The organism is Bacillus sp. 01N45 (genome assembly GCF_056399205.1).
The window spans coordinates 58,732-81,163 of the sequence record NZ_JBFTQW010000014.1 but is presented as its reverse complement, the minus strand read 5'-3'; the positions used below and the strand labels follow the sequence as shown (position 1 = coordinate 81,163).

Sequence of the window (22,432 nt, the reverse complement as noted above, 5' to 3'; positions counted from 1 at the left end):
GGTCATAGTGTGAATAGTTTTTTTTTATCAATTTTAAATGTTGAAAATCCCTTATATACTAATGAGTCAGGTCATTTACAAGATTCTAATAAAAAGCAAATGAACGTAGACAGCGCTTTGGATTGGCTGTTCGAGGATAATATTCATAACATACCGTCAATTCATGATTCAAAAAAACAAGAAAAGTTCCTTTCAAAAACAATCAAAGTACCTACATTTAATGCTCCTCATTCAGATATTTTACTAAAATTAATAAGTGAATCTAATATACCCGCTAATGAAATAGATGTATTATGTTACTGTCATGAAACGTTAGAACAGAGTCATAGTATGTTACCCGTACTTAAGGCTAAGAAGGAGTTAAAATTAAAAAAAGCTTTGCCATTTTCAATTGGGCAAGCAGGTAGCTTAAGTGGTATTATGGCTATGGACATAGCTAAAGCACTATTGAATAATGGGTATAAAAATTTTCTGGTTACTATTGTAGATTCGATGCATGCTCCTTTTTCACGTTCTGCTTTTAATGGCTATACAAAAGGGGATGCGGCAATTTCTTTGTTATTAAATAACCAGAATGGTGATTACAAAATTAAATATTTCAAAGTATATCCTACCTGCCATAATATAAGTCCTGCGCATTGGGGTATCAATGATTATTTAGCTGCTGAGGATTTACTGGTTGCAAAATATAGAGAATTATCGGATGATATTAATAATAAAGAACATTCAATTAAATGGGTGGTATATCAAAATGTATCCAAGAGATTAGATAATATGTTTAAAGAGATAGGATTTAACAAAGGATTAAATTCTTGGAATCGAATAAAATCTCATGAGATAAATTTCTTAAGTAGTGATGTTTTTTTATCACTAATAGATTTAGAGTCTAATAAGAAATTAATAGCAGGAGATGATATATTGCTTGTATCTGCAAGCATTGATTATGGGGTTGCAGGGGTAGTTTTAGAAAAAATGTGAGAGAGTTAGAGTGGGGGAAAAAGTAATGGTAAAAATATTAACAGAATTCCTTAGACCTGAAAGTATGGAAGAGGTCCTAGGGCAGTCTCATTTAAAAAAGAAAAATCATCCTATTATGAAAATGCTAGAGAATAAAAATCTTAAATCTATCTTACTATATGGCCCCCCAGGTACAGGTAAATCGAGTTTAGCAAAGATTTTAGCAAAATCATCTGATCTGCCTTTTGAAGAGATGAATGCAACAGTAAATTCAACGGGTGATATTCGAGAAGTAATCGAAAAGCACTCCAGTTCTTTTGTGCTGATATTAGATGAGATTCACTATTTAAATAAAAGATTGCAAAGTATTTTATTATCGTATATGGAAGAAGGTAAGGTTATTTGTATTGGTACAACAACTGAAAATCCATATAAAACAATTGCTGATGCTATTCGGTCTAGAATGTTTTTAACAAAAGTATATCCTCCAAACAGAACAGAAGTGAAATTATTAATCCAGAAAATAAAAAAAATTTTTAATAATATTGAGATTGAACCTGAAGCAGAAGAATTAATAATGGGTGCGTATGAGAATGATGTTAGAAAGTTTATAACGACTTTAGATTTATTGTTTAATATAGAAGAGAATATTATAACCTTAGAGGATGTACAATCAGTTTTAGGGATTACTCAAGGGGATGATCCTTCAAAATTAATGTCAGCTTTTATTAAATCTCTACGTGGGAGTGATGAGAATGCTTCACTCTACTATCTATGCCGTATGATACGCGTTGGAGTTCCAGGTAGTCAAATATTTAGAAGGTTGTCTATTTTTGCAGCTGAAGATGTAGGACTTGCAAAACCTGATGTTATGCAGTCTATTGCAAGTGCGCAACAATTATATAATAATCTAGGCGATGAAGAATACGACTCAATATTAGTATTAGCAAATTTGGTAGTGTATCTTTCTTTAATTCCAAAATCAAGAAGTATTGTTGGAGCTGTGCAAACAACTTTTAAGGAAATTGAAAGTGGATATTTACCGAGTGTGCCAGAATATTTGTTGAACTATTATAAAGGAAATAAAAAAGCGGGGGAAAAAGATACACCTTTTTTGCCTGAATCGTGTAAAAATAGAGTGTTTTTTACACCGTGGGATGTTGGACAAGAGGCAAACGTAAAAAAATTTATAGAAAAGAGAAGGAATAGCTAAATAGATATTATTAAGGAGATAATTTTTTAGTTAAGTACAAACATAACAAATACCAATCTAAGTTTAGATTGGTATTTGTTATGTTTGTAAAAATATATTAATGAGCATTTTTATATTGGGAATAGTAAGGGTGTAGTGATAAATATTTAAAATGCATTATTATCTCTTTAAATACATTGAGAATAATTTTTTAATTTTTTTCGGCCATAGTTGAGTATCTAAACCATACTGAGCCAAGAATGCAAATATCCATCTCTCTAAACCAAATGCCATACAACTTGTAGAGGCAAATTCATTATTATTTTTAATTGAAAAAGCTTGTCCAAAAACATTACCATGGTAATTAGATGAACTTACCGAAATAGAACTATTTAGATAAGGAATTTTGAATTTTAACTCATACTTCATATCCAGATCTCTTTGGAAAAAAGATTTAACTTTATAATCATTTGTAAAAAACGGATCATTAGCATTTTCAAGGAAAGAATCAATTTCCCATAGGTTAAGAAATTCTTTTAATAATATAATTGATTTTTCACGCATTGATTTTACGTATTCATCACTACCGATGAAAATAATTTCTCTCATTGAAAAATCAAGTAATCTACCAAAATCTGAATGATTATTTGATTCATACCGGCTACATCTTCCAACAGATGTTATTGTACTTCCCTCATTAGGGACTTCTTTATTTTCTAAACTTTGATAACAATGGTAGCAAACAGCTGGATTTTTAACAAGGCTAGTTGTTCTGACATCATTAGGTTTAATCATATCTGCATTCAAACCCTCGTTCGCTCTTACATTTTCTGTGAACATATCTATATTTGTTAACTCTTCTTCTAAATGTTGAGTAAATAGTACATGATGTGGGAAAGAAGTAAAGTGATTGGTTTTATTTAAAGTATCCATTGAAATTAATGTAGGATAATATTCATTTACAGCACCTAGTGGTTTTGCAACATAATCAACAATTAATTGGTCTAAAAAAAGGATTAAGTCTGAAAAAGGAGGACGGAATGTGAAGATTCCCTCATGGTTTTTCACAATAATATTTTGATCTATAAGTTGTTTAAATATGTCATTTACATAAGGTGGTTGTACCGAATGCTCATGAATAATTTGACTTTTAAAAGGAAGATTCCTTCCTCCTGAAATTCTTTTTGTTAACTTTTGGACTAGTTTTTCTAGATGAATAGTAATTTTTTCAGTATGATCAATTTTAATTTTATCATGGTCAATTTTACAAGAGATAATATTATTATTTAAAAAACGAAGCAGGTACTGGAATTGTTGGAATTCTTCTTCGTTTTTTGTGAAATTATCAATAATTAGCTCATTCACTTCAAAACAACCCCTTTTTTATTTTGTACAAAAGTTATTATTTTATTAATAGTAGTAAAATTATCTAGTGTTAATTCCTCATCAAATACTTCAAATTCAAAATAAACTTCTAAGTCTACAATAAAATGCATAAACGCAATAGAGTTGAAACCAACAAATAATAAGTCTTGATCATCGTCTGTATTAATATCAATGTGAATCTGTTTTTGAAGCAACTCAATAATAGAATCTCGCATAAAATCTTCTCCCTAATCTTAAATATATAATTTATTTTTATTTAAAATACTCTGAATTATCTTTTTGCCATGAAAGCGTCCGTCTGAAATAGTTATAGTATTAACATCGGATCCTCCGGCGAGCACACCACAACAATATATACCTTGGATATTTGTTTCAAAAGAGTCTTTGTTGTATTTTGGTATATTTGTAACTTCGTCGAACTCAACCCCAAGTGATTGGAGTGGAACATAATTAGGTTGGAATCCAATGAGCTTTAACACAAAATCATTTTTAATGTGTTTTGCGCCATCTGGAGTATTGATAGTTACAGTATTTTCTTTAACCTCTTGTATGTTAGAATTAAAATAGGCAGTAATTTTTCCTTCATCTATAGCCTTTCGTACAGATGCCAACATCCACCTTTTTGGTGTATAACTGAGATTCGATCCTCTGTGGATAAGAGTAACCTTTGCATCTACAGTTAGTAAATCAATTATGGCCTCCAAACCAGAGTGTCCTGTTCCAATAACAACAACATTTTGATTAGAATATGGATGAGATTCTGTAAAATAGCTTTTTACTTTGTTCAAGTCTTCTCCAGGGATATTTAAATTTCTAGGATTATCAAAGAAACCAGTGGCAAAAACAACATTTTTTGTATGATAGATTCCTTTATCCGAACGGATTTCATAAGACGTTTGAGTCATTTTGTTAATTGAAGAGATATCTAAAACCTCTTCATATTGGTTAATATTTAAATTGAAATATTTAGAAACCTTGTAATAATATTTCATCGAGTCTTGTTTTGTTGGGGGACCATATTTTAAAGAGAAAGGAATAGAATCTATTTCAAAATCTTCAGGAGGTCCAAAAAGCGTAACATATGTAGGGAATTTAGAAATAGTGTTTACAATACAACCTTTTTCAATAACTAGGTAATCAAGTTTAGATTTATGGGCTTCTACAGCTGCGGCAAGACCACAGGGGCCAGCTCCAATGATAATAAGATCCTTCATTTATAATTACTCTCCTTTAGTTAATTGTTTATATAAGGGTAATATTTCTTTTTTTATTTGGATAATCTCTTGCAAAGTATTTAATGAACGACTAATTAGTGTGTCGTTCTTAGTCAGATGGGATTTTAATATATAATTTGCAACTAATTTCCATTTGTGATCTAATTCGTGGAATGCATTTTCTAATACTGGATGTCCAAAATAAGTATTAATAAAATCTGCATGTTGAGCTCTATAGGATCCCATATGCTTTAGTTTAGAAAAAAGATTTATTACCTTTATATAATCTTGCAAATAGTCATCTCTTTTCTCCAAATCTGTATATAGACTTTCAACTCCTAAAAAGCCAGAAGAGTTAGAGTTTTTTTGTGTCATATGTTTGTAGTTTGATTGAATTAATTCAGTTAGTGTATCTTGGTTAAAAGTATGTTCAATTGTTTCGATGCTAGCAATAATCATAGGGTGTTCTATATGGAATGCATTTTTTATAGATTCTTCAATAATATTACGATTAATTTTAGTAAAGGAAGGTGTAGTGAAAAAATCTACAATATGATACTCCTGATTAATAGAATCATATCCTCTAATAAGTAAATAGTGATTTTCATGAAACTTTTGAAAGCATATATTATCATGTGGCAAGTCAAACCTATCGATAAAAACCATTGGTAATTTAGATTTACTAAGAGAGGAAATAATCATTTGATGATAGTCTACTTTAGGTTCCTCTATAGCCGTAAGTTGAATATTAAAATAATCATTAAGTAGTCTATTCCTTTCAAATGGTGAACTAAATAGACTTAATGAGAAGAAGATCAGGGGATCTTTTTTATAATTAAAACGCCAAAAAGATCCTGTTACTTCTTGAAAATTAACTTTACCCAAACCTTTTAAGGCAGCCATACAATATACTGTAATACAGTCTGCGAGCTGATTATCCATATGTGCTATTTTTAATTTCTTCATTTTATACTCCTTTTACAGCTTAGTCATATTAGATATTTTTAATGAAGAGGGATAGAGAGAGAAGTAATCAAATATATAGTACTAATTAGTGCTAATAGATAATTTTATAAGTTGTTTGATATATTGTTCTTCTTTTTCTTTCAATTGAGATACCCTATCCAAAACCTTTTGTGAGAAGTGATCATTACGCACTACATTACGAAGTGCTAGGTTAGCACAAATCTTGTATTCTTGTGCTAAATCTGTAAGGATTTGTACCAGAGTAGTAGTTTTTTTTGAAGTATCATATTTCTCGAGAAATTCTCCAAATACATATCTAGAATTTCCTAATTCATTAAAGTCTTCATAGAGCTCCTCGAGGGTTGCTTGACGTAATTCTTCGTCCATATGTTGATTAACAGAATTTAATTTTTGATAAATATCTGTAAAGACGTCTAATCCTTGTGAGATAACATAGGATTCATCAAAAATCTTATATGAAACAGGCAAACCAACTTGGTCAGTAGAAAGAAGGCTTGTTAGGTTTATATTTATAGATTTTTGATATGATTGCTTAGCGAAAGACTTATAATTTTCAGTACTTAAAGAATAATACTGATAACTTGATGGTTGTAATAGTTCTTTAGATCCTTCGACAGCTTTTTGAAGATCTGCTTCACTCAAATCGCCTACGAAATGATAGTAGTGATCGACTAATTTATAATTAGACTCTTCTTTTTTCCAAATTTCCATCCAGTGAAAATTATGTTGAACTTGGTATCTGGATGAGTAAGGGAGAAAGAAAGTATCGACTGGAGCAATAACTGGTATCCCCTTATGGAGGGTAGAATCTAAACTTTCCCTGTAATCATTAAAATTGGAAAATGTTTTATGTTCAGGTACTAGGTTCGAAAATTCAGAAATCTCATCATTGAAAAAACTCATTCTAGGTATAAACCTTACCGAGTTATCTGGACGTTTAATAGTATAGAGTTGACTGAGAAACCACAGGCCTTCAATTTCTACCTCTTCATGAATTACGCCCGTAACCGTCATAGTTAAGCAATTATGATAGGGATGAGTAAATAGTTTGGATTTATTCAATTGTTTCACCTCTTAATGTAATTGAGAATAGATGGATAAAGGGATTGCTACCTAATTTAATTTCATCGAAAGTAATATTAGAAGGTAGTTGTTCCTGATGACAATATATCTTAGGTTGTAAGCTGAATAAATCAAGATTTTTGTTTCTAGTAAAGGGACATTCTAAAACAATCGGATCCCCGAACCAGGAGGTTTCTGAAACAAATTCTGTTAATGCTAATTTAAATGTATAAACTATTTTGTTATTAAATAGGAGTTGAACATCATCGTAAAAATTACCATTATTTGAAGAACCAAGTATATAGAGGTCAGTGAATTTCCCTTTAGGAACTTGAATAGTTTGATAATCTAAAGTTAAATTATCGAAACCCTCACTAGTCTTCGTTGGAAAAAGAAATGAAGTATTTTCCCAATGGAATTTTTCTCCGTATTTAGGGAGATGTTCTGCTGGATAAAATGAAATTCCTAAGCTAAAGCTACTATCATTAATAGGTTCATTTTTACCAAGAATACCATGATTATTAAATAAATCACTTAAATTAAGGTGGTAATCTTTCAATATAAATCCCTCACTTTTTACAATAGTTATTAAAATGAGCTTATAATACTTTTGTCTATGTGGACCATAAATCATTTGTTAAGAAAACGTTAGCGTATTATTCAATTAAGAAATTTAAAAGTAATTCTATTCGAGAATATAGACGTCTTCGGTATATTTTCTTAGACGATGTTTATAAGAAAGTATTTTATTTTGGAAAATTTCATCATTTTTTTGATCTAAAAGATGTAAGGGCATTTTTAGGTTTAATAATCGATCTGGAATTAATAATCGAGTCATTCCTGGTGGAGTAATATAATGATAGTCTCTCAATTCCTTAAATTCTTCTAATGTAAAAGGCTGAAAAGAAAGATACTGTTTACCAGGTTCTAAAAAGTCTGGCGGTTCTGGAAGTCTTTCAATTTCATCTTTATTTAAATAACTTGAAGTTATTTTGTGAAGTATTTCTAAACGTAATTTTAATGATTTTGGTCCTAGAAATACTGTAGTTTGATTAGAACGAAATAAAGTAAACATAGGAACCTCTTTAGCATAATTATTATTATTATTAAGGATTTCTATATAATCAGGTATGACATGTGTCCACGATAATATTTTAAGTTTAGGATGATCCAAGTCTACTTTTTGTACTATAATGTTATTAATATTCATCTCTATTAAAGATTTAGCCCGGTGTAATCCATCTAATATTAAATAGGTATTATCATTACAGACAGTTACCATAGGGGGATTATTTAAATATTTTAGGCTATTAATGTCATTTGTAATACGTTTCAATCTATGTGGGTCGTGATCTTCATGAAATCGTAAAGAATCTATTGGAATTAAATCTAAATTATTTAAGATAGACAAAATTATCAGCTCTCTCTTTTTTTAATAGTAATAGTCCAATATGCGAAAGTGGACCAACTTGTAGTAGTAAAATGTTATCATTAGTATCTAAAACGCCAGATTGTTCAGCTTGCTCTAATGAAACTAAACAATCACTAGTCAGGAGATTACTGCTAGTAGCAATGGTCCTTTTGAAGAGTTTTAATTCGTTTTTTTGAGTATACATTTCTAGTGCTTCAATGAAATGTTTACTCAAATTTTGTGCGATTATCCATTTTATGGAATTGGTATTAATAAATTCATCTAATAATTTGCTTGTAATAGAAATCAATTTTTCTTCAAATAAACAATAATCTGTTATACTCCACCTTAGTGGTGTAGGAGTTGAAGAAAAAGTATGTAAAGTGTAGTCAATAATGCGATACTGTCCATTGTCTGTACTAAAAATACAGGAAGCAGAACTATCTCCCTTAGGATAAGCGGTGAAAAAAATTCTAGGATGGGGTGGACATACTTGATCAGTAGTAGTAATGATAGAAAATGTCTCTTTTGAATTTTGCTTATGCAAAGTATCTAACAGAAATATAGAACTAGTAAAAGCAGCAGAACCTTGGTGACTTATCGAGAAAGGTATAGAACCCTTTAATTTTAGTTTTTTTTTCACTTTTAAAGCAGGAGTTAAATAGATACTTGGCTCGTTTGTATCATGACAATATGCAAAGTATAAGGGGCTTCTTTTTGATGTTTTATCCACTAATTTTTTTGTAGCTTCTAATGCCAAATCAGAAGAAGTTTGATTTAAAGATATTGGCAGTGAAATATTTGGAATAATAAACTGTGCATTTTTCCCATCGTAATTATTATCTAATCCGTATTCTTTGTTCATAGAGTATAATGGGAATTTCCGTTTTTGAGATTCAAATTTCTTAATAATACTATCTTGATTTATAAGATCGTTTTTTTGAATTTTGCAAGAATTAGGAACGAAGGTTGTTATGTTCGAAATGAATATATTTGAGTTCATGAATTACACCTCTTGATTAACATTTGAATAAGGTACATCCAAAAGTACCACCTATTCCAGCAGTTAATGTTACATAATAATCTCCTGGATGAATTTTTTTTGAATTTATTGCCTGGTGAAGATTAAGGATAGGATCAGAATTATGTGCATGTCCAGTATTAGATAAAGTAGGGAAATAGAATTTCTCAATTGGTATTTTTAAAATTTTTCCTATGTTACTCCAAGTCGGGAAGTTTATATTACTTGGAATAATTAGAGTGATATCATCTGAATTGAAATTAGCGTCTTTTAAGAGGGACTTTAGATTTTTTATTATTCCTGTTGAGACACTTTTTAGAAACCAATCAAATTCCTCGGGAGCAGATGCTTCCCCATTAAAAATAGTAGCATCTACATTAATATTAGATGCGATGATTTGATTTTGCTGTGAACCTTTTGAAACTAAGACGGCACAAGCAGCATCTCCCATTACAGAACTTTCCTTGAGATACCTAAAATCTTCTACAAATGTTTTATCACTTGTTAAAATTAAGACACTTTTTGCGTGATTATTATTTAGTAGCCATTTATGGGAGAGAGATAGTAAAAAATCCATTCCTGCACAATTCAGATTTGCTACTGACATACTGTGTGCATTATGAAAGCCAAATTGATTTTTAATAGCTAGAAGTGGTTCAGATAGAAAAGGTGAAAATTGCAAGATTGTATGGGTAAATAAAATTAACCCAACATCTGTTGAATCAATTTTATTGTGCAACATGAGGTTCTCTATAGCTGCAATTAACATCTCATTAGCATTTTTTTTAGTTTCAATAGCTATTTCTTTTAAGTGATGAGTATTCATTAGTACATCAAGTTCATTTTCAGATAAATGTAAGGTACTTGCTAACTCTTTTAAATTTATGCGATTGTTAGGAACGTAAATACCGATTCCCTGAATGCCTATCCTCATCTAGTGCCTCCTAATAGTATTTATTATTAAAGTTAAGATACAATAAATACCATATTTAACTACATCAATCTAAAGTTAATAACATGTTAAAAATACTGAATATTCTTAAAAAAATACATTTATTGAGTTATTATAAGTTTAAAATTTATTAAAAGAGGTGTATTTAATGTATTTGCATCAGATTTCCACGTATAGACCAGAAAAGAGAGTAGATATTTATGATATTAAAGAATCAGTGGGACTAAGTGATAAAGAATATGAGAGGATAACGGATTTTCATAAGTTAAGATATATTATGGATTCTGGTACAGAGACGTCTTATAGTATGGTGAAAAAATCAGTTAAAGATTTATTCGAAACTAACAAAATAATGCCTGATGATTTAGGGGGAATTATATATGGACATGCCATGCAAAGTCATCCTGATGGTAACATGTTCTTAGAGAAGTTAAAAAAAGAATTTCATTTAGGTGATATCCCCGCATTTACAATTTCAGATTTAAATTGTGTAACACCAATAACAGCTATTGAAATAGCGACTAAGTTACTCGAAAATTCTGATAAAAAGTATATTTTGCTACTATTTGCTGAGAAGATGTATACTGATTCAATGCGTAAAATTGAGGATATGACTGTATTCTCTGATGGGGCAGCAGCATGTTTAATATCTTCTCAGGGTGATAGTAATAAAATCATATGTGTTAACCAATTTGTAGACTCTAAAGTATCAAGCTTTGGGGAATGGGATGATCAATCATATCGTTGGTTTCAAATGTCATATTTTTTGGGTATAAAGAAAATACTTAAATTGACAGAGAAAAAATCCAATATTAATTTACAAGATATTAAACTCATAATCCCGCATAATGTGAATTTTGACACTTGGGAGTTAGCCTCACGTTCTTTGAACATTCCGTTTGAAAATATATATACAAACAATATAGCTAAATTAGGGCATGTTAGTGGTTGTGATTTATTACTTAATCTTCAGGATTCCCTACATGAATTTGATATCCCAAAGGATTCATATTATTTAATGCTAAGTGTGGGCCTTGGAGGTGCTTATGGTAGTGTTCTAATGAAAAAATAATATTAATATATAAATCACGTGGGATTAACATAGATTTTATGTATTTTGGTAAAATATACTATTATAATTTTACTAAAATAGCGTAAAAAAACTAAAAATTCGGAGGAGTTAGATGAATTTTAAAATTTCGAATAGAGTATCTAATCTACCTAGTTATTTATTTGCACATCTTGAAAACATGAAACAAAAGAGAGTAAAGGATGGATATCCTGTTATTGATCTAAGTGTGGGAGATCCTAATTTTCCAACACAAAGTCATATTGTCGAAAAAATGAAAGAAGTTTTATCTGAATATGAAACTCATCGATATCCTCCATTTCGCGGTATTGATCAGTTGAAAATTACAATTTCTGATTGGTATAAAAGGCGGTTTGGTGTGGATATAGATCCCGAGAAAGAAGTATTGATTTTAGTGGGTTCAAAGGAAGGGTTATCTCATATATCACTTTCATATATAGATCCGGGGGAAATAGCCTTAGTTCCTAATCCTGGTTATCCCGCATATGCAGGTGGAGTGGCTCTTGCTGGAGGGCAAGTTGAGGAGCTACCTTTACTAGAAAAGAATAATTTTTTTCCGGATTTCTCTAACATTTCTCCTAGGGTAGCTAAAAAAGCAAAATTAATGTTTTTAAACTATCCTAATAACCCTACTGGTGCAGTAGCAAGTGTTGAGGATTTTGAGCAAGCAGTAGAGTTTGCAAAGAAGAATAATATCATAGTCGCACATGATGCTGCATATTCAGAAGTTTCTTTTGGTAATTATGTAGCGCCTAGTTTTTTAAAAGCAAAAGGAGCTAAGGAAGTAGGGGTGGAATTTCATTCCTTTTCAAAAACATTTTGTATGACTGGTTGGCGTATTGGAATGGTGGTTGGGAATGCAGAAGTCATAGATAATATAGCTAAAACGAAAGCATTTGTAGATTCAGGCGTATTTGGAGCTATCCAAAAAGCGGCTTCATTTGCACTAGATTCTTATAACGAAGTTCCTAAAGAAATCAAAGAGCGTTATTTAGAGCGTATGAATATCCTTAAAAGAGGATTAGAGCCTCTTGGTTGGGAAATTCAGGTGCCTAAAGCAGGATATTTCATTTGGGTGAAAGTACCAAATAATAATAGTTCTATGGAATTTTGTAAGATGTTATTAGAAAAGGCGGGGGTTTTGATGACTCCAGGTATAGGATTTGGAGGTTATGGAGAAGGATTTATAAGGATTTCCTTAAATGTTGAAGAAGAACAGCTTCATAGAGCAATTAAGTCAATTAATGAAAATATATATATTCAAAAATAAACACAATAGAATAGTTTTATTAATATTTGATACCAATATAATAAAAAATACAACTCATCTATTTCTAATTATTAAAAATTTGGAGGGTTATATATGAATATGAATGATATTAATCAAGTTTATCAAAATCTATTTGGTTTTATTCCAGCTCCAACTGAGGCTAGGCATGAGGTGACTCTTCAAGTTAGGCCCGAAGAGCTTGAATTACATGAAATGTTTAGAAAAAATAGCATGGAATCAAAGTATATTCCAGAAAAATATGTACAAATAATGTTATTTGGTATGTTACTTATGCTAGCTGCACCTGGGGCTAAGGTGCATTTGATTGCCTCAAGAAGAGCTGGCGCTAGTTGGGACGAGTTATTTGATGTAGCTAAGCTAGCATTCTTATTTAAAGGATTATCTGCATTTAATTTTGGTATGTCTTTAATTAAAGAAGTAATGGAAAGTGAAAAGAATAATAATTAGGAGAGACTATAGAATGGATTTATATATTTCTAACTTAGAAGTACTGTATCTAGATAAATATAAGACTGTAAAGGATTATTTGTGCGATATAAAAGGAGCAGAAGTTAATCCAGATTTTAATGGAATGTTTGAAGCGTATAAAAAGAAGTCTAGTCAAGACAACGAAGATTTGGGACTAGATTCCTTTAAAAAATATATGTATACAATTCCAATTAGTGATAATAATATTGCGGAAATGTCAGGTGACGTAGTGATGAAATCCTTAAATGGAAAATTAAAGGATAATATTAAACATCTCGTTTACTGCCATGAATTTTTAAATCTCCCACAACCTATAACTGTAGCAATGAATATAAAAAGGCTTGGGGATTTATCTCAAGCACTACCTTATGCTATTAAAGATCAGGGATCCGTTGTATCTTTAACAGCTATCAATATTGCGAAAATGTTTATAGAAGATAAAGAGCAGGAATTTCAAATAGTATGTGCTGATAAATGTAATCTTCCACAAATGCGTGTTAAACATAATCACTTTCCTTATGGCGACGGAGCTTCTTCGTTTACAATTTCCGGAAAAGATGGGCAGTTTAAGGTTATTTCATGGGATCTTCATTCATGGCATGTTAAGGAAGAAAATAATTGTGAAGATGAGCTAATTGTACATATTCAAGAACAGTTAAAGCACATAAAAGAAGAAAATTTAAATATTATGCCTTACCAAGTGATATTACAAAATTTCTCTTCGAACTTTATAGATAAAATTAAATTAGATTGTAAGGATTTTTATTTTTATCAACGTGAATATCGAAATACAGCTAACCTAACTACTTCAGATCCGTATTATAGTCTAAAAGAGATGCATCAAAAAGGACAAATCAAAAAAGGGATGCATATTCTACTAATCTTTGCTGGTTCTAAAGGTACTATTGGGACGCTTCTTCTAGAATGCATGTAATAACATTATTAAATGACAGAGGTGATTAGTAAGTGGAGATATTGGAATACATATATAAATCTGCAGAGAAGTTTCCGGATAAAAAGGCTTTAATGTATAAAGATTATAAATTAAGCTATAAACAATTTGTAAATGAATTTAATAGTATTGGTGAAAAAATAGAGCAAGATATAAGTGGTTTTTCTTATCCAATTGGTATTTATATTAAAAATCACCCAGATTTCATCATTTCTTATTATGCACTTATTAAAGCTAAGAAAGTTGCTCATTTAGTCGATCATAAATGGCGAGAGAATGAGTTAGACAACTTAATAAAGCATGTTCATCTTGGCGGATTTATTGTTAGGACGGAAGAAATAGATGATTTTCCTTTAGTAGAAAAGATAAAACATATTTATAAATATGGAAATATATCACTTATTATACTTCAACAAAAATATTTATCTAATGAGATTGCGATGGAGAGATTAAAAAATATAATATCATGCCGTTATTCATCAGGAACGACAGGTATTCCAAAATGTATGATGTACGAAGAAAAAAATGTAATCGCAGCATCTACAAATTGGTTAGAATCAGTTAATTTAAATTCGAATGATATAGTATATTGTGCCGCATATTTAACGCACGGCTTAGCCTTTAATACCTCAATACTTGCTCCATTGAGAGTGGGTGCTACAATTTTACTCCATGATAATATAACCCCAAGAAAAGTAGTTGAAATTATATTAGATAAGAAACCTACTATATTTGTGGCTTTTCCAGTTTTATATGATTTAATGACTAGAATAAAAAATGTAAAGCAATTTAAAAATGTAAGAATGTGTGTATCTTCAGGTACAATTCTTCATGAAAGTATAAAAAGAAAATTCAATAGGCTGTTTGGTATTAATATTTCAGATTTATATGGCGTAGCTGAAACTGGGCTATCAATCTTAAATCAAACGGATGACTATAACAGTGTAGGTTATCCACTCCATAATGTTAAAGTGAAAATTTTGGGTAAAGATGGTGAAGAGTTACAAAAAGGTGAAGTAGGAGAAGTAGCATTATATACGGAGTCAAGGGCGAAGGGCTATTATAATCTTCCAGGAGAGTTAGAAAAAAGGTTATCTCAAAGTTATTATTTGACTGGAGATTTAGGTGAAATGAGACTGGATGGAAAAGTATATATAAAAGGAAGAAAAAGTGATGTTGTAGATGTAGCAGGTAAAAAAGTAGATCCAATTGAAGTAGAAGATGTCCTACGAAAGCATCCCGAAATATATGATGTATCTGTATTTGGGAAAAAAAATCTAGAAAAAAGAACGGAAATTTTAGCAGCAGTTGTAGTTGCTAATGATTATTTAAAAAGGGAAACTGTAGTGAAATTTTGTGAGGAAAGATTAGTTAGTTACAAAATACCACAAATTGTTAAATTTGTATCCGCAATTCCCCGTAATAATAATGGTAAGGTTTTAAAAAATGAACTGCAAAATTTAGTCTAGGAGGAAACTATGTCTTTCTATAAGGAACTAAAGAACAGTCTTAGTGAACCGGAAAAAAATTTTATATGGTTAGGTAATGTTGAAGTAGAACAGCATTGGAAAAAAGAAAATATCATTACACTACCGGGTAGTAATATTTCAAAAGCGCAATCATTGGTTAATAAAATAGGTGAAATGGCATTATTTCTTGCTGAAAAAGAAGACATTGTTTGTCTTAAAGAAGGCATTGATGAGGATTATGTACAGTATATAGAAGAAACCCGAGGATTTGTTCCCAATATATTGAATTTCTATTCTGATAATTCAGGAGAAAATATTTCAGAAACAATTTTATCTAGCACTCAAAATATTAATAGGCTTCAAAATATTAATAGGGATAATTCGTATTCATTACTACCATATGGTACATCAAACATTGAGGAAAAGGTATCTCAACAAACTTCAATTTCTTTATGTACTCCTGCATCAACTATATGTCGTGAGGTTAATAGCAAGATTTATAGCTGGAAGTTAGGAGATGAATTTAATCTTCGTCAAGTAGCAGGAAAAGTGAGTCATACTATCTCAGAACTTGAATTTAATTACCATGAAATTAGAAAAAGATATTTAGAAAATCCATTAGTTTTAAAAGACTCTATGGGAGTATCTGGAAAAGGAATGGTTCTAATTGATTCAGATAGTAAGTTTGAAAATATTTTAAATTTACTAAAAAGAATGTCTGTAAAAAAGGGCCATGAAAATATAGAAATGATTTTAGAAAATTGGATTGAAAAAGAAAGAGATCTTAACTATCAATTCATCATAGATAAAAACGGGAATATCAAATTTACATCAGTTCGAGAAGCGTTGGTGCATAAGGGTGTACATTTGGGGCATAAATTACCAGTTCAATTAACAAAAGTTCAGGAAAAAGAACTTCTAGAAAGTTATGAAGCTATTGGGAAAACATTAGCGAGAGATGGGTTTTATGGTGTAGTTGGTGTTGATGCAATGATTGATAGAAAAGGATTTTTGTACCCTTGTGTCGAAATAAATGCTAGATTCAACATGGCAACATACCAAAATAATATTATTGAAAGGTTTTTCAATCCCGATGCGTTCTTTATGGCTATACCTTTTGAGGTTGTCCTGGAAAAAACAGTACCTTTCAAAAGAATTAAAGAGGAACTAAAGGATATTTTATATACCAAGGAAAAGGAGCATGGTGTAATTATTAATGGTTTTTCTACGTTGAATTTAGGAATTAATAAGAAAGGGAGGTTATATACAATTATACTTGGTGAAACTATCAATCAATGTAAAGATATGGTGGAAATTTTGAAGAGTAAATTAGGAAATTTAAATATTAATTAGAAGAGAAATAAAAGGAGATACCATATGAGAAAATCGATAGATTTTCAAATCCAATCATCTATGGAACCTATGGGTGATCAGCCACAAGCCATTGAAAAGCTAGTAATGGGAGTAGAAAGTGGAAAAAGTAGGCTGTTATTAAAAGGGGCTACAGGTACCGGAAAGACATTTACTATTGCTAATGTAATTCAGCAACTTAATCGTCAAACATTAATTATTGCTCATAATAAAACCTTAGTGGCGCAACTATGGAGCGAATTAAAGCAATTATTCCCTAATAACGCAGTAGAGTATTTTGTAAGTTATTATGATTATTATCAACCAGAGGCTTATGTTCCACATAAAGATCTCTTTATAGAAAAAGACTCTAAAATTAACAGTGAAATTGAAAGAATGAGGCATTCTGTTATGGCCAGTCTATTAAAACGAACGGATGTCATTGTAGTAGCCAGTATTTCATGTTTGTATCCTATGAGTGCCCCCGAGGATTTTAATAGTACTTCTTTCGTTTTATCTGTAAAACCAGATGGGTATTTTGTTTACACATATGAGCAAGTTATTAAGCATCTAATTGATAATCAGTACAAAAGAAATGATATAGAGTTTGAGCCTGGAACATTTAGAATCCGTGGAGGATCAATTGATATCTATCCAATGGGTAAACAGGAAGCTATCAGGTTACAATTTTTTGGGGATGAACTAGAAGAGATTCTTACTATTCATCCTGTTACTGAAGAGATAGTGGATAGTCTAGAGGAAGTTCATATCTTTGCTGCTACAAGTTTTATTACTACAACAAAACAAATTGAAACAGCTCTACCTTTAATTGAAAAGGATTTAGTTGAGCAATTAAAGCTTTTAAGAGGTTTAGGTAAATTTCATGAGGCAGAAAGATTGGAACAACGTACATTATATGATCTAGAATTGTTAAAGAATACAGGTCATTGTATGGGAATCGAAAATTATTCCTTATATATGCAAAATAGAGAAAAAGGGTCAAGATGTTTTAATTTGACGGACTATTTTGAAGATGGATATTTAACTGTAGTTGATGAATCTCATGTAACATTACCTCAGTTACACGCTATGTATGCTGGAGATCAGTCTAGAAAGAAAAATCTAATTGACTATGGATATCGTTTACCCTCATCACTAGATAATAGGCCACCTAAGTTTGAAGAATTTATGAACAATACGAAATGTATGGTGTCTATGTCGGCAACTCCTGGAAAACATGAAGTAGAGTCTAAAGAAGTTTTTGTGGAACAGGTAATACGCCCTACTGGGCTTATCGATCCAGTTATTGAAGTGAAGAGTAGCGAAAATTACTTTGAGACTTTAATAAATGAAATAAAAAATACTATTAGTCGAAATGAAAAGGTATTAGTTATTGCGTTAACCAAAAAACAAGCGGAAGAAATAACGAAAGAAATTAATAACTTACAAATAAAAGCAGAATACTTGCATTCTGAAGTGGAGAATATAGAGAGATCAGAAATTATTAGAGATTTTAGAATGGGTAGTTTTGATGTGCTTGTAGGAATTAATCTTTTAAGAGAAGGTTTAGATTTACCAGAGGTATCGCTAGTAGCTGTAATTGGAGCGGATCAAAGGGGCTTCCTTCGATCCAAGAGTGCATTATTACAACTAATTGGTCGTGCTGCTAGAAATATTAATGGAAGAGCACTTCTGTTTGCCGATAGTATAAAAGATAATATTCAAGGTGCTATTGAGGAGACCGAGCGTAGGAGAGAAATTCAAATACAATATAACAAAGATAACAATATTGTACCTAAAACAATTGTAAAAAAAGAACCTGTTTCTTTGAAAAATTTATTAGGTATCGCTGAGGAGCTTTAAGTGGGAACAAGGAGGATGAGGGTATGTCTGACCGGATAATTAAAGTTCGGGGAGCAAGAGCTAATAATCTTAGGAGTGTAGATATAGATTTAGATTTTAATAGCCTTACTGTATTTTCAGGTTTAAGTGGCTCAGGAAAATCATCCTTAGCATTTGATACTATCTTTGCAGAGGGACATCGTAGGTATGTTGACTCTTTATCATCGTATGCGAGGCAGTTTTTAGGACAAATGGAAAAACCAGATGTAGATTCTATTGAAGGACTTACACCAGCAGTATCTATTGAGCAAAAAGTTATACATAAGAATCCTCGATCTACAGTTGGAACTATAACTGAGATATATGATTACATGAGAATATTGTTCGCTTCAATTGGTATTCCTTATTGCCCAGAACATAATATTCCTATACAACCCCAATCAATAGATCAAATGATGAATCAGCTTAAAGATTTAAAAGATGGGACAGAGTTGTATATATATGCCCCTCTCATTAAGGGGAAAAAGGGAGAGTTCAAGAGTGTAATTGAGCGAGCTATTCAGAAGAGATTTATTCGAGTTAGGGTTGACGGCGAATTATTAAAGATTACTAGTCCCGTCGTTTTAGATAAAAGTAAACAACATACAATAGAGGCACTTATTGATAAAGTCACTTTTTCACATGCTAATAAAAGAAGGGTTACAGATTCAATCAAGAAAGCTGCGTTAGAAGCAAAAGGACAAGTATTAATAGAGACATTAGAACAAAATGGAAAAACAAACAGGTACTTTTTTAATAGCTTACAGGCATGTTCCGAATGTGGTTATTCTATTGATGAGCTAACACCAAGGAACTTTTCGTTTAATAGTCCATATGGCGCATGTGAACAATGTCATGGATTAGGGGCTACTTTACAAGTGAATCCAAGGCTATTAATAACAGATTGGAATAAGTCTATAAATGAAGGTGTGTTTGAAAATTGGGCTACGAGTACTGCAAAATGGTATCACAATATAATTGATATCGTGTGTAATCATTATGCTATTTCTAAAGAAACACCATTTAAAAACCTTTCTGATCAACATAAGGATATTCTTCTTTATGGAAGTGGAACAGAGGAAATCTTATTTCAATATGAGTCAGAGCGTAAACAACGAACGCATTCAGCGCCTTTTGAGGGAGTAATTCCTAATATAAATCGTAGATACAATGCTAGTAATTCGGACAGTGTAAAGGAAAAATTAGAAGAAGTAATGTCTAGCATTACATGTCAATCTTGTAGTGGTAAGAGATTAAAACAAACAAGTTTAGCTGTATATATTGGAGATACAAACATTGCACAATTATCTAGCATGTCTATTGATAATGTAGCTAATTTTTTTAAGCAAATCAATCAAATTCTTACTGAAAAACAAATAGAAATTTCCGAAAGGTTACTTAAGGAAATTAATAGTAGATTACAGTTTTTATTGGATGTAGGATTAGAATATTTAACCTTAGATAGAGAAGCAAAAACATTATCTGGTGGAGAAGCTCAGCGTATTAGATTAGCTACTCAAATAGGGTCGGCTTTATCTGGAGTAATATACGTTTTAGATGAACCCAGCATTGGATTGCATCAAAGAGATAATATTCGTTTAATAAATACTTTAAAAAAGTTAAGAGAATTAGGTAACATGGTAATAGTTGTAGAACATGATACAGATACAATGTTAGCAGCGGATTATATAGTTGAGCTAGGACCTGGAGCAGGGAATCAAGGTGGAGAAATTGTAGCAGCCGACACTCCTGAAGCGTTTAAAAAAGGGAATGGTTCGTTAACTAGTCAATATTTATCTGGTGCTAAGGAAATAAAAGTTCCTAAAGAAAGAAAAAAAGAAAATGGGAAATATTTATCTATTAGAGGCGCTAAAGAAAATAACTTGAAAGACATTGACGTCGATATTCCTTTAGGACTATTGACTTGTATTACTGGTGTTTCAGGTTCAGGGAAAAGTACCCTAATCCATGAAATATTATATAAGCATTTAGCTAGAGAAATTCACAGAGCATATAAATTGTTGCCAGGTAATTTTGATGAGATAAGTGGTTTAGAGCACATTGATAGAGTGATTAATATTGATCAATCACCGATTGGAAGATCACCTAGATCCAATCCAGCGACGTATACAGGTATGTTTGATGAAATTAGAGATTTATTTGCAAAGACACCAGATGCTAAGGTAAGGGGATTAGCTAAAAAGGCATTTAGTTTTAATGTACCTGGAGGAAGGTGTGATACTTGTAAGGGCGATGGGGTAGTTAAGATTGAAATGCACTATCTACCTGATGTTTATGTTGTTTGTGATGATTGCCAAGGGCATCGATATAATCAGGAAACTTTAAATGTTCAATATCGAAATAATAATATTTCCGATATTTTAAATATGACTGTAGCAGATGCAACAGAATTTTTTAAAGATCATCCTAAAATTATAAAATATATAAACAGCTTAAATAAAGTTGGTTTAGGTTATATGAAAATTGGACAACCAGCAACAACTTTGTCAGGTGGAGAAGCGCAACGTGTAAAACTAGCTACAGAATTATCAAGGACATCTACTAGTAAAACCTTATATATCCTTGATGAACCTACTACAGGTCTACATTTAGAAGATATCAACCGACTTTTAAAAGTTATACATCAACTAGTAGAAAAGGGATCATCAGTCTTGATAGTAGAACATAATTTAGAGGTTATAAAAACAGCAGACTATATTATTGATATGGGGCCCAATGGAGGGAAAAATGGAGGACAGGTAGTAGCTACAGGAACTCCTGAGGAAATATGTAATGTACCTAGTTCGCTTACAGGGGAATTTTTAAGGGGATTTTTAGAACATAATTAATAAGTGTTTTTGGAAAGGGGGTGATTGTTTGATTGATTTTCATGTTCATGTTGGAGAATTAAAAAGTGAGTACACTGAAGAGTTTGCTCAACAAATGATGGATTCATGTAATAAATCTCATACAAATATGGAAGTAAGAATAGAAAATTTAATCAAAGAAATGGAAGGATCAGGTGTAAAAAAAGCGGTATTACTTGCTTTTAATGCTAAACGCACATTAGGAGTACATGTTACAAATGAGTATGTTTCAGAATTGTGTGCAAAATATCCGGAATATTTTGTAGGCTTTGCTTCGTTTGATGCTTATGAAAAAACTTTGTGTAAAAAGAGTCTAGAACAAGAGTTAACTAAATACAACCTACATGGATATAAATTAGCTTTTGGGTACTTGGGCATTTCACCTAATGACCCGGGCTGGTATCCTCTGTATGAAGATGCAGAGGAGCGTAGCCTACCAGTTTTAGTTCACATGGGTTTTACTCCGATAAAACAAGCAAGTTTACGTTATTGTCACCCTGTGTTACTAAATGATGTACTTATTAAATTTCCGAATCTTAATATTATAATAGCTCATATGGGTTGGCCATGGATTAACGATACATTATCTCTTCTTAAAAAATATAAAAATGTATATACTGATTTATCAATTGTATCTTTTTATCAACCGATTGATGAAATGTGTAATATTTTTCAAATGGCAAAAGAACAGGGGGTTATTAATAAGTTAATTTGGGGTACGGATTATCCAATGTGTACAATGGAGGAAAGCATTGATCGCTTTAAGAATATAAAAAAGCGCTTAGAAGAACAAGGAGCTCATATCACAGAAGAAGAATGGGCTCAGATTTTTTATAAAAATGCAGAAAAATTATTGCAATTGAAGAAGGGAGTTTAATATAA

Annotated in this window: 20 protein-coding genes; 11 read left to right on the top strand and 9 right to left on the bottom strand. The window is 31.2% G+C overall.

Annotated elements, in window-relative coordinates; translation table 11 throughout:
- Positions 1-9: 9 nt before the first annotated feature.
- A complete protein-coding gene (locus tag AC1DMU_RS25265; protein WP_215559269.1) occupies positions 10-978 on the top strand; it encodes a beta-ketoacyl-[acyl-carrier-protein] synthase family protein in 969 nt (322 codons plus the stop codon).
- A 25-nt stretch (positions 979-1,003) separates the two neighbouring features.
- Entirely contained in the window at positions 1,004-2,170 is a 1,167-nt protein-coding gene (locus tag AC1DMU_RS25260) for an AAA family ATPase (RefSeq protein WP_088064922.1), read from the top strand.
- A gap of 159 nt (positions 2,171-2,329) precedes the next feature.
- On the opposite strand, the gene AC1DMU_RS25255 is transcribed toward AC1DMU_RS25260, so the two are convergent.
- The 9 genes from AC1DMU_RS25255 to AC1DMU_RS25215 form a co-directional block, all read right to left on the bottom strand.
- On the bottom strand, positions 2,330-3,514 hold the full coding sequence (locus AC1DMU_RS25255; RefSeq protein WP_088064923.1) for a hypothetical protein: 1,185 nt from the start codon (positions 3,512-3,514) through the stop codon (positions 2,330-2,332).
- Positions 3,511-3,750, bottom strand: a complete 240-nt coding sequence (locus tag AC1DMU_RS25250; RefSeq protein ID WP_088055621.1) for an acyl carrier protein — start codon at positions 3,748-3,750, stop codon at positions 3,511-3,513. The genes AC1DMU_RS25255 and AC1DMU_RS25250 overlap by 4 nt, the downstream gene beginning before the upstream one ends.
- 18 nt (positions 3,751-3,768) lie before the next feature.
- Complete coding sequence (locus tag AC1DMU_RS25245) at positions 3,769-4,749, bottom strand: YpdA family putative bacillithiol disulfide reductase (protein WP_088064924.1); 981 nt, start codon at positions 4,747-4,749, stop codon at positions 3,769-3,771.
- A 6-nt stretch (positions 4,750-4,755) separates the two neighbouring features.
- Positions 4,756-5,715: a cysteine peptidase family C39 domain-containing protein gene (locus AC1DMU_RS25240; RefSeq protein WP_088064925.1), complete on the bottom strand. Its 960-nt coding sequence runs from the start codon at positions 5,713-5,715 to the stop codon at positions 4,756-4,758.
- An 81-nt stretch (positions 5,716-5,796) separates the two neighbouring features.
- Complete coding sequence (locus AC1DMU_RS25235; RefSeq protein WP_215559268.1) at positions 5,797-6,798, bottom strand: BtrH N-terminal domain-containing protein; 1,002 nt, start codon at positions 6,796-6,798, stop codon at positions 5,797-5,799.
- A complete protein-coding gene (locus tag AC1DMU_RS25230; RefSeq protein WP_088064927.1) occupies positions 6,791-7,357 on the bottom strand; it encodes a hypothetical protein in 567 nt (188 codons plus the stop codon). The genes AC1DMU_RS25235 and AC1DMU_RS25230 overlap by 8 nt, the downstream gene beginning before the upstream one ends.
- Positions 7,358-7,483: 126 nt before the next feature.
- A complete protein-coding gene (locus AC1DMU_RS25225) occupies positions 7,484-8,209 on the bottom strand; it encodes a ParB N-terminal domain-containing protein (protein ID WP_088064928.1) in 726 nt (241 codons plus the stop codon).
- Positions 8,193-9,212 (bottom strand): hypothetical protein, encoded by a 1,020-nt coding sequence (locus AC1DMU_RS25220; protein WP_088064929.1) that lies wholly within the window; start codon positions 9,210-9,212, stop codon positions 8,193-8,195. Before AC1DMU_RS25220 ends, AC1DMU_RS25225 begins: the two co-directional genes overlap by 17 nt.
- Before the next feature lie 16 nt (positions 9,213-9,228).
- Positions 9,229-10,164: a 3-oxoacyl-[acyl-carrier-protein] synthase III C-terminal domain-containing protein gene (locus AC1DMU_RS25215; RefSeq protein ID WP_088064930.1), complete on the bottom strand. Its 936-nt coding sequence runs from the start codon at positions 10,162-10,164 to the stop codon at positions 9,229-9,231.
- Positions 10,165-10,330: 166 nt separating this feature from the next.
- Here AC1DMU_RS25215 and AC1DMU_RS25210 point away from each other — a divergent pair, with 166 nt between their 5' ends.
- From AC1DMU_RS25210 to AC1DMU_RS25170, 9 genes are all read left to right on the top strand, one after another.
- Complete coding sequence (locus AC1DMU_RS25210) at positions 10,331-11,254, top strand: 3-oxoacyl-[acyl-carrier-protein] synthase III C-terminal domain-containing protein (protein ID WP_088064931.1); 924 nt, start codon at positions 10,331-10,333, stop codon at positions 11,252-11,254.
- Positions 11,255-11,366: 112 nt separating this feature from the next.
- Entirely contained in the window at positions 11,367-12,542 is a 1,176-nt protein-coding gene (locus AC1DMU_RS25205) for an LL-diaminopimelate aminotransferase (RefSeq protein ID WP_088064932.1), read from the top strand.
- Positions 12,543-12,635: 93 nt separating this feature from the next.
- Entirely contained in the window at positions 12,636-13,010 is a 375-nt protein-coding gene (locus AC1DMU_RS25200) for a carboxymuconolactone decarboxylase family protein (protein WP_088064933.1), read from the top strand.
- Positions 13,011-13,023: 13 nt separating this feature from the next.
- Entirely contained in the window at positions 13,024-13,965 is a 942-nt protein-coding gene (locus AC1DMU_RS25195) for a hypothetical protein (protein ID WP_088064934.1), read from the top strand.
- Positions 13,966-13,997: 32 nt separating this feature from the next.
- Positions 13,998-15,452, top strand: a complete 1,455-nt coding sequence (locus tag AC1DMU_RS25190; RefSeq protein ID WP_088064935.1) for a class I adenylate-forming enzyme family protein — start codon at positions 13,998-14,000, stop codon at positions 15,450-15,452.
- Positions 15,453-15,461: 9 nt separating this feature from the next.
- On the top strand, positions 15,462-16,805 hold the full coding sequence (locus AC1DMU_RS25185; RefSeq protein ID WP_215559264.1) for an ATP-binding protein: 1,344 nt from the start codon (positions 15,462-15,464) through the stop codon (positions 16,803-16,805).
- 24 nt (positions 16,806-16,829) lie between these two features.
- Positions 16,830-18,665 (top strand): excinuclease ABC subunit UvrB, encoded by a 1,836-nt coding sequence (gene uvrB, locus AC1DMU_RS25180; RefSeq protein WP_098133742.1) that lies wholly within the window; start codon positions 16,830-16,832, stop codon positions 18,663-18,665.
- 23 nt (positions 18,666-18,688) lie between these two features.
- Entirely contained in the window at positions 18,689-21,532 is a 2,844-nt protein-coding gene (gene uvrA, locus AC1DMU_RS25175; RefSeq protein ID WP_088064938.1) for an excinuclease ABC subunit UvrA, read from the top strand.
- A gap of 28 nt (positions 21,533-21,560) precedes the next feature.
- Positions 21,561-22,427: an amidohydrolase family protein gene (locus tag AC1DMU_RS25170; RefSeq protein ID WP_088064939.1), complete on the top strand. Its 867-nt coding sequence runs from the start codon at positions 21,561-21,563 to the stop codon at positions 22,425-22,427.
- Positions 22,428-22,432: the final 5 nt, after the last annotated feature.

What these genes read in the sequence shown, in the direction of transcription:
- AC1DMU_RS25260 (WP_088064922.1), top strand. Translation starts at nt 1,004, where the DNA reads ATGGTAAAAATATTAACAGAATTCCTTAGACCTGAAAGTATGGAAGAG.
- AC1DMU_RS25200 (WP_088064933.1), top strand. Translation starts at nt 12,636, where the DNA reads ATGAATATGAATGATATTAATCAAGTTTATCAAAATCTATTTGGTTTT.
- AC1DMU_RS25245 (WP_088064924.1), bottom strand. Translation starts at nt 4,749, where the DNA reads ATGAAGGATCTTATTATCATTGGAGCTGGCCCCTGTGGTCTTGCCGCA.
- AC1DMU_RS25215 (WP_088064930.1), bottom strand. Translation starts at nt 10,164, where the DNA reads ATGAGGATAGGCATTCAGGGAATCGGTATTTACGTTCCTAACAATCGC.
- uvrA (WP_088064938.1), top strand. Translation starts at nt 18,689, where the DNA reads ATGTCTGACCGGATAATTAAAGTTCGGGGAGCAAGAGCTAATAATCTT.
- AC1DMU_RS25250 (WP_088055621.1), bottom strand. Translation starts at nt 3,750, where the DNA reads ATGCGAGATTCTATTATTGAGTTGCTTCAAAAACAGATTCACATTGAT.
- AC1DMU_RS25220 (WP_088064929.1), bottom strand. Translation starts at nt 9,212, where the DNA reads ATGAACTCAAATATATTCATTTCGAACATAACAACCTTCGTTCCTAAT.
- AC1DMU_RS25210 (WP_088064931.1), top strand. Translation starts at nt 10,331, where the DNA reads ATGTATTTGCATCAGATTTCCACGTATAGACCAGAAAAGAGAGTAGAT.
- uvrB (WP_098133742.1), top strand. Translation starts at nt 16,830, where the DNA reads ATGAGAAAATCGATAGATTTTCAAATCCAATCATCTATGGAACCTATG.
- AC1DMU_RS25195 (WP_088064934.1), top strand. Translation starts at nt 13,024, where the DNA reads ATGGATTTATATATTTCTAACTTAGAAGTACTGTATCTAGATAAATAT.
- AC1DMU_RS25205 (WP_088064932.1), top strand. Translation starts at nt 11,367, where the DNA reads ATGAATTTTAAAATTTCGAATAGAGTATCTAATCTACCTAGTTATTTA.
- AC1DMU_RS25240 (WP_088064925.1), bottom strand. Translation starts at nt 5,715, where the DNA reads ATGAAGAAATTAAAAATAGCACATATGGATAATCAGCTCGCAGACTGT.
- AC1DMU_RS25185 (WP_215559264.1), top strand. Translation starts at nt 15,462, where the DNA reads ATGTCTTTCTATAAGGAACTAAAGAACAGTCTTAGTGAACCGGAAAAA.